13 protein-coding genes are annotated in these 9,218 nt (G+C 68.5%); 5 read left to right on the forward strand and 8 right to left on the reverse strand.

Annotated features, from left to right (window positions below):
- Positions 1–93 precede the first annotated feature (93 nt).
- Both ACFWM2_RS37795 and ACFWM2_RS37800 read right to left on the reverse strand, forming a co-directional pair.
- The gene (locus tag ACFWM2_RS37795; RefSeq protein WP_383290026.1) at positions 94–381 is read right to left on the reverse strand and encodes a DUF4190 domain-containing protein; all 288 of its coding nucleotides are present in this window, start codon (positions 379–381) and stop codon (positions 94–96) included.
- A 148-nt stretch (positions 382–529) separates the two neighbouring features.
- Positions 530–1,234, reverse strand: coding sequence for a GAF and ANTAR domain-containing protein (locus ACFWM2_RS37800; protein WP_383290029.1), 705 nt, complete (start codon positions 1,232–1,234; stop codon positions 530–532).
- Positions 1,235–1,492: 258 nt separating this feature from the next.
- On the opposite strand from ACFWM2_RS37800, the gene ACFWM2_RS37805 reads away from it, so the two are divergent.
- The 3 genes from ACFWM2_RS37805 to ACFWM2_RS37815 all read left to right on the forward strand — a co-directional run bounded on the left by ACFWM2_RS37805 (position 1,493) and on the right by ACFWM2_RS37815 (position 3,165).
- Complete coding sequence (locus ACFWM2_RS37805) at positions 1,493–1,753, forward strand: WhiB family transcriptional regulator (protein WP_383290032.1); 261 nt, start codon at positions 1,493–1,495, stop codon at positions 1,751–1,753.
- 179 nt (positions 1,754–1,932) lie between these two features.
- Positions 1,933–2,367, forward strand: coding sequence for an ATP-binding protein (locus ACFWM2_RS37810; protein ID WP_383290035.1), 435 nt, complete (start codon positions 1,933–1,935; stop codon positions 2,365–2,367).
- 426 nt (positions 2,368–2,793) lie between these two features.
- Positions 2,794–3,165, forward strand: a complete 372-nt coding sequence (locus ACFWM2_RS37815) for a hypothetical protein (RefSeq protein ID WP_383290038.1) — start codon at positions 2,794–2,796, stop codon at positions 3,163–3,165.
- 65 nt (positions 3,166–3,230) lie between these two features.
- Here ACFWM2_RS37815 and ACFWM2_RS37820 read toward each other — a convergent pair whose 3' ends face one another.
- A complete protein-coding gene (locus ACFWM2_RS37820; protein ID WP_383290041.1) occupies positions 3,231–3,731 on the reverse strand; it encodes a DUF6328 family protein in 501 nt (166 codons plus the stop codon).
- A 147-nt stretch (positions 3,732–3,878) separates the two neighbouring features.
- On the opposite strand from ACFWM2_RS37820, the gene ACFWM2_RS37825 reads away from it, so the two are divergent.
- The gene (locus ACFWM2_RS37825) at positions 3,879–4,370 is read left to right on the forward strand and encodes a hemerythrin domain-containing protein (RefSeq protein ID WP_383290044.1); all 492 of its coding nucleotides are present in this window, start codon (positions 3,879–3,881) and stop codon (positions 4,368–4,370) included.
- 144 nt (positions 4,371–4,514) lie between these two features.
- Here the strand turns inward: ACFWM2_RS37825 and ACFWM2_RS37830 are convergent, their stop codons facing one another.
- From ACFWM2_RS37830 to ACFWM2_RS37850, 5 genes are all read right to left on the reverse strand, one after another.
- Positions 4,515–4,838 carry a DUF5133 domain-containing protein gene (locus ACFWM2_RS37830; RefSeq protein WP_383290047.1) on the reverse strand — a complete coding sequence of 108 codons (324 nt, stop codon included), beginning with the start codon at positions 4,836–4,838 and terminating at the stop codon, positions 4,515–4,517.
- Between the two features lie 86 nt (positions 4,839–4,924).
- The gene (locus ACFWM2_RS37835; protein WP_383290050.1) at positions 4,925–5,788 is read right to left on the reverse strand and encodes a SigB/SigF/SigG family RNA polymerase sigma factor; all 864 of its coding nucleotides are present in this window, start codon (positions 5,786–5,788) and stop codon (positions 4,925–4,927) included.
- Between the two features lie 359 nt (positions 5,789–6,147).
- Positions 6,148–6,597, reverse strand: coding sequence for an ATP-binding protein (locus ACFWM2_RS37840; RefSeq protein ID WP_383290053.1), 450 nt, complete (start codon positions 6,595–6,597; stop codon positions 6,148–6,150).
- A 149-nt stretch (positions 6,598–6,746) separates the two neighbouring features.
- Positions 6,747–6,920, reverse strand: coding sequence for a CsbD family protein (locus ACFWM2_RS37845; RefSeq protein ID WP_383290056.1), 174 nt, complete (start codon positions 6,918–6,920; stop codon positions 6,747–6,749).
- A 225-nt stretch (positions 6,921–7,145) separates the two neighbouring features.
- Positions 7,146–7,796 carry a DUF4360 domain-containing protein gene (locus ACFWM2_RS37850; protein WP_383290059.1) on the reverse strand — a complete coding sequence of 217 codons (651 nt, stop codon included), beginning with the start codon at positions 7,794–7,796 and terminating at the stop codon, positions 7,146–7,148.
- A 432-nt stretch (positions 7,797–8,228) separates the two neighbouring features.
- Between ACFWM2_RS37850 and ACFWM2_RS37855 the strand changes: the two genes are divergently transcribed.
- The gene (locus tag ACFWM2_RS37855; RefSeq protein ID WP_383290062.1) at positions 8,229–9,065 is read left to right on the forward strand and encodes a hypothetical protein; all 837 of its coding nucleotides are present in this window, start codon (positions 8,229–8,231) and stop codon (positions 9,063–9,065) included.
- Positions 9,066–9,218 lie beyond the last annotated feature (153 nt).

The raw sequence follows: 9,218 nt of genomic DNA on the forward strand, positions 1-9,218 counted from the left end.
CTCTTCCTCCCCGTTGTCCCCGTCGGTTGTGTTGCCCTCTCTTATCTTTCCCCCTTCTCCCCCCCCCACGGCCATGCCGAGCAGTGCGGCCGGTCAGCCGCCGATGTACCAGGTGAAGCCGCCGTTGGACGCGGCCACGGCGACAAGAATCGCGAAGACAATCAGATCCACGACACCCAGAATGAGACCGGCCTTCGCCATTCCGCCGCCGCCCTTGGCAGCGGTCTGACGCATTCCGATCGCGCCGAACACGATCGCGAGGGGGCCGAGAATCAAATTGAAGAAAATGAGCCCGATGATGCCGCAGACAAGGCTCGCGATGGCCAGACCGTTGGTGCGCGATCCGGAGGACGCGGCAGAGGAACCGCCGTAACTCGTCATCAGATTCTCCCGCTGTCGGTGCAGTTGGCGATAGCAGCCTGTGAATCAAGGCGCTCTTCGTTTCCCGACCTTCCGGGTGCCCGGCAATGGTCGCCGTATTCCACCGGAGTTGCGGGACAACCGCGCGGAGCGGCTCGGCGCGCTGTTCTCAGGCGGGCTTCTCGCCGGTCTTGCAGATCTGGCGGGCGATCTCACGCAGTTTGACGTTGTGGTCCTGCGAGGCCTTCTTGAGGACTTTGAAGGCCGTTTCCTCAGTCAGGCCATGACGCTCCATCAGGATGCCCATGGCCTCGCCGATCTCGTGGCGCGTCTCCAGCGCGTGACCGAGCTGCTGGTGCGTCCGGGCCGCGGAGAACGCCACGGCCGCATGGGAGGCGAGGATCCAGCCCGCCCGCTGTGCCGTCTCGTCGAAGGTGTACGGCGTGTGCGAGTACAGATTCAGCGCACCGAGCTCGTCGTCCTCGGTGAACAGCAGAAACCCCATCATGCTGCCCATGCCCAGCTTCCTCAGCTCGGGCGCGAAGCGGGACCAGCGCTCGTGCGGCCGGCGCATGTCCTCGATGGCGTAGACCTGCGTGCGGTCGGTGACGGCGTCGAAGCAGGGGCCCTCCTGCAGGTCCTGCTGAATCTTGTCCGCGGTGCGCACCACGTCGCTCGTCGCGGACAGAGCACTGACTTCGCGTTGGCGCACGGTGAGGATGCCGGCCTCGTCGCACCCCTTGATCAGGACTGCCGCGTGCTCCACGATCCGGTCCAGCGTCCCCTGGACCGAGTCCTGGGCGAGCAGGTCCCGCGCCATGTCGGCCAGGCCGATGGCGAACTGCTCCCAGATCTCGCCTGGCTCTTGCGACATCTCCCACCTGCCTATTCGCCGAACCGCCGTCGTCGCTCACCGGGCGCTTCCATCTTGCCACCGGTGGGGCCCCGCCGCGCCGTACCGGGACCTACGGTCTCGGCGCCCCACAGGTCCACGCACCGCCTTCCGCGGTTGCTCAACATTCAAGCAGTTCGAAGCTCTTCGACATATCTGTTTCACCTGTGCGATCAGGGGTGACCCGAAAGGCGAAAGAGACCGCACCGACCTACACGACCGCGATCGCAGGAGGACCTCATGGACGACTGGCGCGCCGCCGCGGCCTGCCGCACCGTCGATCCCGATCTGTTCTTCCCCATCGGCGCCACAGGCCCCGCGCTCCTGCAGATTCTGGAGGCGAAAGCCGTCTGCCGGGGATGCGCGGTACGCGAAGAATGCCTGGAGTGGGCGCTCGACACGGGCCAGAGCATCGGCGTATGGGGTGGTACAAGTGAGAACGAACGGCGTGCGCTGAGGCGGCGCGCGACCGCCCGACGGTCCCGGGACACCGCGGCGTAGGCAGAGCACCCGCGTCGAGGGTCGGATCGGGCAAGCCCTGCAACGCGCACGGCGGGAGCGACAGCCGGCCGGCCCCATGACCAGCGGGCGTCCCGGCGCCCATGTCTCCCGGCGCGCGGCCGGGGCGACGAGCCGGGAGCAGAGGGAGGCATCCCGGGGGCCAGATCCGGGAAGGCGAGATGGCAAGCGATCCGAGTTGGGACAAGAAACTGTCACGTCAGGAGATCGACACGCTCACCAGCGCCTTCGCCGGTCAGCTGCGCAACGTGACCGATGCGCGACTCACGGCGGAGGGCTATCTGAGCCTTCTCGCGCGGGCGTCACCGCCCAGCGCGGCCGAGTACTGGGACGACATTCTGCTCGTGGTCACGGAGCTGGCCGCCAACTCGGTCCAGTACGCCCCCGGCCCCTTCGAGCTCCAGATGCGCCGCACCTACGACGGCGTTCATGTGACGGTGCGGGACAGCAGCACCACCCCGCCCGCGCCTCGCCCCTTCCATCCGAAGGAGGGCGGTGGCGGCATCGGCTGGCACCTGATCCACACGCTCTGCGACCAGGTCAGCGTGGTGGTGCGGCCCGATGGCAAGGACGTGCACGCCTTCCTGCCCTGGTGACCGGCCGGCTGCCCGCTCCGTCCAGACTGTACGAAGATCCCCGGCGGGCTGTCCCACCCCGCCCTTGCCGTACGAGAGTCCCGGCCGGCTGCCCCACCCGTGCCGTACGAGAGTCCCGGCCGGCTGCCCCGCTCCGCCCAGGGCGTACGAGAGTCCGCCGCGGCCGTCCCGTTGGTCCCCGCGCAGACAGACGCCCGCGGTCAGGTGTGGACGGCCGGAATGTGAGCATCCGGCTGACAGGGGTACTGCTCAGAAGCTCTGCCCTGCCCGCGTTGTCAGTGCTCGACGCGACAATGCCGAGCAGCGAGAACGTCACCGCTCCGCGCGGGACGCGATCGAACCACGTCCGTCGAAAGGCTGCCCGCACATGACGCCCTCTCTCCACCGCTGCGCCGAGCCGCGGGCCACGGCCGGAGGCCGGTGACGATGCTCCGAGCCCTCCCCCGCCCCCGGACTCCGCTCAGCTCCCGTGGTGCCGAGGTCCTGCGTCTGATCACCGAGCAGCGCGTCCCCGTCTGCCTCACCGTCCACGCCAACGGCCGCCGCCGCTACGGCTACTGGCAGGCCGTCGGTTCACAGCCGGGGCGCGGAGGGTGTTACGTGGCCCTGCCCACCGACGAATGCGACGCACTGCACGCGACGGGCCGCATAGTGCTCGGCGATCCCGTAGTCGACCCGGCGAAGACCACGTACCCGGTGCGGGCCACCCCGCGCAGCACACCCCGGGTGACCGGGACACCCCGAGCGGCCGGCACACCTCGAGCGGCCGGTCCGTCGCCCCACGCGCTGACGGCCTGACGACCGGCACGCGCGTGGCGCGCGCGTGCCCCCCGGCGACCGGGTCTGCCGGCCGCACCGCGCCGTCAGGGAGTGGTGAAGCGGTAGCGGGCCCACAACGGCAGGACGAACCAGCAGATCAGGTACCAGGCGACGACCCCCGCCACCAGCCACGGCACATAGCCGTCATGGGTGGCCACCCGCAGGATCAGCAGAAGCGAAGCGGTCATGGTCGCCAGCAGCAGTACGAGCCCGGCGAACGTGAGGCGCGAAGCCCATCGCACCGCCTGCGGTTTCACCCGCCTCCCGGACACGATCCGGTGCAGGGAGACCGGACCGATGAGCGCACCGGTGGCCGCGGCGCCGAGGACGACCGTGACGATGTAGATGGTCTGGTCGACATCCCGCAACTGGGCGTAGCGCGGGGTGAATACGACCGTGAGCAGAAAGCCGAACAGAATCTGCACGCCCGTCTGGGCCACCCGGATCTCCTGGATGAGCTCGCCCCACTTGCGGTCGGCCCTCTCCTCCTCGGTCTCGTCGCGCCCGGTGTCCGTGGAGCTCGCGTCTTTTCCCGAGTCCGGCAACTTTCCTCCTTGTTCAAGGGACTTCGTCTGTTTCGGTGGTGAAGTTGTTCGCGTTGCGCCAAGCGGCGCATTGGCCGTACTGGTCCCGGCCGACAGGGGTATTCGCGTGAGTGGACAGATCTTCTCCCACGAAAGGCGAGCCGCACCGTGGCAACTACGCAAGATGTCGTCGAACTCATTCTTGAGGATCACCGGAGGATGGAGGACCTGTTCCGGAAGATGCGCAGTGTCGAGGCCGACAGGTCGACCGCGCTCAAGGAATTCGCTGACCTGCTGATCGCGCACGCCCTGGCGGAGGAGGCCGAGGTCTACCCCGCGCTCAAGCGGTACAAGGACATCGACAACGAGGAAGTCGAGCACGGCGAGTCCGAGCACGAGGAGGGCAACAAGGCGCTTCTCGCGCTTCTGGAGGTCGACGAGGTCGGCTCCGAGGACTGGGACGAGAAGCTCGAAGACCTGGTCGAGGCCATCGCGCACCACACCGACGAAGAAGAGCGCACCATCCTCAACGGCGCCCGCGAGAACGTCGCTATGGAGCGCCGCGAGGAACTCGGAGCGGCGTTCCTGGAGGAGCGGGCACGCCGGCTGAAGTCGGGCTGCGGTTCCATCGAGAACATCCGCAGCATCGTCGGCGACTGACGGAGTACGCCTCGCCCGGGGTCCCCGCAGGCCCCGCTGGGAGGGGCGTACGGGCGACTGACCGGCCGCATCCCGTGCGGCCGGTCCGTCACATGTGCGCCCCTCCCAGGGGCAGTCGCAGGTGCGGCTGTCTCCTCGCCGGGGTCAGTCGCTCATCGCGGCCGTCTCCTCGCCCGGTGCGCTCACTCCGGCCTTTCGGCCGCTCCTGATCAGGCGGCGCCCGGTCGACGTCCCATGAGGTGCCGACGGTGCCCCGGACGGCGCCGGCGCAGTCGCCGCGGCGAGCTGACGACGGGCCTCCGCCAGCGCCGACCGCACGTCGCGGGTACCGGTCGAGACGCACAGCGTGTACGCCAGGTCCTGAGCCCGCCGACCGGGCCTGCCCGTGCCCTCGGCGGCCTCCTGGGCCACGACCGCCTCGTATTCCTGCACGAGCTTGCGCAGCGTCTCGGGGTGGGGCATCAACATGTTCGTACTCCTCGGTCACGTGGCCATCGGGCCAGGCCTGTCCTGGGCGGGGCGGAAGTGCACTTTCGGCGAAAGCGTGGAGTAGATCAGTCGGTTTGCGGCGTCTCCCCGGAGTTCCTGCGCCGCGTGCCTTCGCCGAGCGCCTCGGCGCGCACGCGGGCACAGCTGCTGCTGATGAGCCGGGAGACATGCATCTGGGAGATCCCGAGCCGGTCGGCGATGCGGCCCTGGGTCATGTCCTCGAAGAACCTCATGTACAGGATGGCGCGTTCCCGCTCGGGGAGGCGGCTCAGCCCCCGCTTGGCGGCCTCGCGGTCCACCACGGTGTCGAAGGAGGAGTCGGGCCCGCCCAGGGTGTCGGCCAGGCTGTATCCGTCGTCCCCGGTGGGCATTTCGGCGTCCAGGGACAGGGTGCTGAAGCTCTCCAGCGCCTCCATCCCGTCGCCGGCCTCCTCTTCGGTGAGTCCGGTGTGGGCGGCGATCTCGGCGAGGGACGGCTCCCGGGATCCTGGGCTCTGGGCGAGCTCCCGCCGGGCTATCCGCACCTTGTTCCGCAGATCCTGCACGCGCCGCGGGACCCTCAACGCCCACATGCGGTCGCGGAAGTGCCGCTTGATCTCACCCGTGATGGTCGGCACGGCGTAACTCTCGAAGGCTCCGCGCGACGGGTCGAAGCGGTCGACCGCCTTCACCAAGCCGAGCGCCGCGACCTGGCGGAGGTCCTCGATCGATTCGCCTCGGTCACGGAAGCGACTGGCGATGCGATGCGCCATCGGCAGCCAGGCCTCGACCAATTCGTCGCGGATCGTGTCGCGCTCGTGTCCCTCGTTCAGCTCGACGAGCCGTGCGAAGGCCGACGCGGTGTCCGGCGCATCGTCGTGGGGCCGCTTGGGGGCCGTCCTGCTGGGGGCCGAGCCGGTGGGACGGCGGGCGGATACGTCGGTGAGCATGCGAAATCGCTCCTCCACGGTGCTGTCTGGGTATGACCGCGGGATGCGGTGCCGCCGGTCCACCGAAGGACGGCCGAGGCGGCACACTGCTCCCGCTGGGGCGCCTCCGGTCCGAAGCACGAAATTCGGTTGCCCTGCCATCCTGCGATCAAACAGAAGGGTTCGCACCTCCAACGGCGTACACCCCGGAGACAGAGGCCACCCCGGCCGAATAGGGCGAATACGCAGGGTCACTTCCACGGCTCGGATGCTTTCGGGCGCACGGCATAAGCGCTGCGATCCGGGGCATACGGCTGGGTCGCGGAATTCTGGTAAAAGCCCGCTTCCGAGGAACCTCGGGCGGTTGCGACCGGAGGGTCTCAGGCAGGCGAGAGCGGCACCACTGCCGTGATGCGCTTTCCTCCGTTGTGCAGCGTCGATACGACGATGTCGCGCGCGAGGCGACAGATGATGGGCCAGCCATGGCCGCCGACCCGCAGGCGCCCCCGTTCGTCGACGCGCCGCGCCGTCAGGGGCAGTTGATCGCTCCGATCGCTCACCGACAGCCGCAGTTCGCGGTCGACCAGCGTCACTTCGAAGTCCGTGACACCGCCACCGTGCAGAATCGCGTTGGTCGTGAGTTCCGACGCCACGAGCAGGGCGTCACCGACGACGTCGTCATCGCCGGGGCCGCCGCGACCGCGGAATCGCCCTTCGAGGGCGTGCCTGACCGCCTGGCGTGCCTCGGCCGGGCTGCGTGGCCCACTTGAGCGCGACCGCTCCGGGAGAGCCGCCGTGTCGGTGGAGTGCGTCCGGTGTTCCCCGCACATCCTTCGCTCCTCTGCCTGATCGTGTGACCTCGTCGCATGGCCGGAATCCGTCCGGCGTCGCTGGGCCGGCGGCCGCGCTCCGCTTTCTTCCGAAAAAGCGCTGGGCCCGCCACAAGAACGCGCGGCGGGCCCATCGGAATTGGTGATCCTCAGTGCCGGAAGGCGTCCTTGGCCTTTTCCTTGGCCTGCTGGGCGTCACCCTTCACCTGATCCGCTTTCCCTTCAGCGGTCAGCCGCTCGTTGCCGACGGTACGGCCGGCGACTTCCTTGATCTTGCCCTTGGCCTCGTCGGTCTTGGCCTGCGCCTTCTTGTTCTCGGCCACTGCAGTTCACATCCTCACTGCTTCGACATTGCGATCTACCACTACGGCTGACCACGGAATGCCGCTCCAAACCCCGCCGATCACGGATTCGGCCGCCATTCCCTCCGGAGGCCGAATCAAGGGGCCGGCGTCCCACAAATCTCCACCGGCCCGTCACGGGACCGGACCTCCTCGCCCGCGTTCCCACCGGCTCCGATGCGGCAGAGCCGGTGGGACGGGACAGGGTCAGTTGTGGGGGCACACCTGCCAGGCCAGGTGGTAGACGGTGCTGATGTCACCGTCGGTCGAGTCCATGGTCATGAAGCTGCTGCTGCCGGGAGTGGACGTCCCGGCGCTGACCCGGAGTTCGGTGTTGATGTTGAAGTTCCGTTGCACTCCGCAGGGTGCCCAGACCAGTTGGGCCCAGTCTGTGGTGTCGGTGGCCTGCCAGTTGTCGTCGTAGGGCCCGCTGAAGGGATGGGTCCTCGAGGCCGTGCTCGGTGAGCCCTGGAAGTAGTACGACGCCTTCTCGGTGCTGCTGGCCCCCCGCTGGAGTGCGGCGAACCCGCGGTAGTCCGCGCTGGCGATGGCGTACGTGAAGCCCGCGGGCACGTGAACGATCAGGTTGAGCTGGCAGTTCTTGCGGAACGCGGTGGGGTCGGCGTTGCCTCCTACCTGGGCCAGGTAGTCGCTGTAGGTCACCGTGAAGGCGGTGTTGTCCGGGGAGACGGCGACGGCCGCGGTGCCCTGGGGGCAGCCGGAACCGTTCACCGTGGCGACCTTGATGACGATCTTGTCCGGGGGCGGGTCGGTGAACCCGGAGGAGGGGTCTTGCACAGGGAGCGCAGTGGCGAAGAGAGCGGCGATCGCGCCGCTCAGAAGGAGCCCACCAGCCATGGTTGTCCAATCCTTTGCGTTGGCGTTCCGGCGGTACGGGAGACCGTGCCGCCGTGAATCTGGGGGGTGCGGCCCACCGCGTGAGCGAGGAGCCGTCACGGACCACGTGCAGGGATCAGGCAGAGAAACCGGTACGTCATGCACATGCCAAGTGCGTGCATGAGCTCGCCCCCACCCTGTGAAGGAGCTGTGAAGGCGGGGAGCGACCCGTATCGTACGTACGCACGACCGGAGCGGCCAGGGCGATCCCCGGCCAATCGCGGACGGTCCTGTTCCGGCCGCCTCGCGGGGTCACCCCCGGCGGTCGACGCGCCTGGCATCGCATGGCCGAAGACCGGTCGCCCCGGGCGCACTGCCGCCCACCGGGACGCTCACAACTCGCGCCCCCAGAGGCGGGTAGTCTCCGGTGCACCCCCGCTCACCAGGAGAAACATGCCAGCCGACCGGCCTCGGGTCCTGTACGTCACCGACCTCGACTACGAGGCCAAGGGGCGGCGGTACTGCGACGAGGACATCTTCCTCACCTCGCGGCTGCGCGCGGACTTCGACATCGCGCTGTGCCATCCCCTCGACGCGGTCGCGCTGATGGACGCCTTCGACGTGGTCGTGGTCCGCAACAGCGGACCCGTCCTGCACTACCAGCAGGCGTACGACTCCTTCCGCGCCGAGGCCGCCCGGCGCGGCACGCTCGTCCACAACGGCCTGACGGGCAAGGCCGACATGGCCGGCAAGCAGTACCTGGTGGAGCTGAGCGCCGCCGGTCGTCCCGTGATCCCCACCATCGACCGCGCCGAGGACATCGCCCGGCTGCCCACGACCGACGAGTACGTCGTCAAGCCGAAGGCGGGTGCGGATTCCATCGGTCTGGAATTCATCACGCGCGACCGGCTGGACGAGCTCACCTACGACGGTGTGCTCGTCCAGCCGCGCATCCGGTTCCGGTACGAGGTGTCGTTCTACTTCGTCGACCACACCTTCCAGTACGCCCTGTACGCGCCCCGGCCCGAGCGCCGCTGGGACCTGGAGCGGTACGAACCCTCCGCCGACGACCTGGAGTTCGCCCAGCTCTTCATCGACTGGAACGACATTCGGCACGGCATCCAGCGGGTCGACGCCTGCCGCGCGCCGAGCGGCGAACTTCTCCTGGTCGAACTGGAGGACCTCAACCCGTACCTGTCCCTGGAGCTGCTCGACGACGAGACCCGCACCGCGTTCGTCGAACAGCTGCGCGCGTCCCTGTTCGGTCTTCTCGGCACCGGTTCTGCCTGAACCGCATCCCCTGAGGAGGCGGTTCGGGCTCGGGGCCGGCGTCGATCAGCGATGTCCGCTAGCCTCGCGCTTTCACGAGGTGGGGTGTCCGAGGCTTGATCAAATAAGCGGAGAGTGCTCCTGACCTGCAACGATGGGACTTGTCTAGGGTCC

Origin of the sequence: Streptomyces sp. NPDC058371 (assembly GCF_042723265.1) — a bacterium.
In the GTDB taxonomy this organism is placed as follows: Bacteria; Actinomycetota; Actinomycetes; order Streptomycetales; family Streptomycetaceae; genus Streptomyces.

What these genes read in the sequence shown, in the direction of transcription:
- ACFWM2_RS37840 (WP_383290053.1), bottom strand. Translation starts at nt 6,597, where the DNA reads ATGTGCGGGGAACACCGGACGCACTCCACCGACACGGCGGCTCTCCCG.
- ACFWM2_RS37835 (WP_383290050.1), bottom strand. Translation starts at nt 5,788, where the DNA reads ATGCTCACCGACGTATCCGCCCGCCGTCCCACCGGCTCGGCCCCCAGC.
- ACFWM2_RS37850 (WP_383290059.1), bottom strand. Translation starts at nt 7,796, where the DNA reads ATGGCTGGTGGGCTCCTTCTGAGCGGCGCGATCGCCGCTCTCTTCGCC.
- ACFWM2_RS37855 (WP_383290062.1), top strand. Translation starts at nt 8,229, where the DNA reads ATGCCAGCCGACCGGCCTCGGGTCCTGTACGTCACCGACCTCGACTAC.
- ACFWM2_RS37830 (WP_383290047.1), bottom strand. Translation starts at nt 4,838, where the DNA reads ATGTTGATGCCCCACCCCGAGACGCTGCGCAAGCTCGTGCAGGAATAC.
- ACFWM2_RS37815 (WP_383290038.1), top strand. Translation starts at nt 2,794, where the DNA reads ATGCTCCGAGCCCTCCCCCGCCCCCGGACTCCGCTCAGCTCCCGTGGT.
- ACFWM2_RS37805 (WP_383290032.1), top strand. Translation starts at nt 1,493, where the DNA reads ATGGACGACTGGCGCGCCGCCGCGGCCTGCCGCACCGTCGATCCCGAT.
- ACFWM2_RS37795 (WP_383290026.1), bottom strand. Translation starts at nt 381, where the DNA reads ATGACGAGTTACGGCGGTTCCTCTGCCGCGTCCTCCGGATCGCGCACC.
- ACFWM2_RS37800 (WP_383290029.1), bottom strand. Translation starts at nt 1,234, where the DNA reads ATGTCGCAAGAGCCAGGCGAGATCTGGGAGCAGTTCGCCATCGGCCTG.
- ACFWM2_RS37810 (WP_383290035.1), top strand. Translation starts at nt 1,933, where the DNA reads ATGGCAAGCGATCCGAGTTGGGACAAGAAACTGTCACGTCAGGAGATC.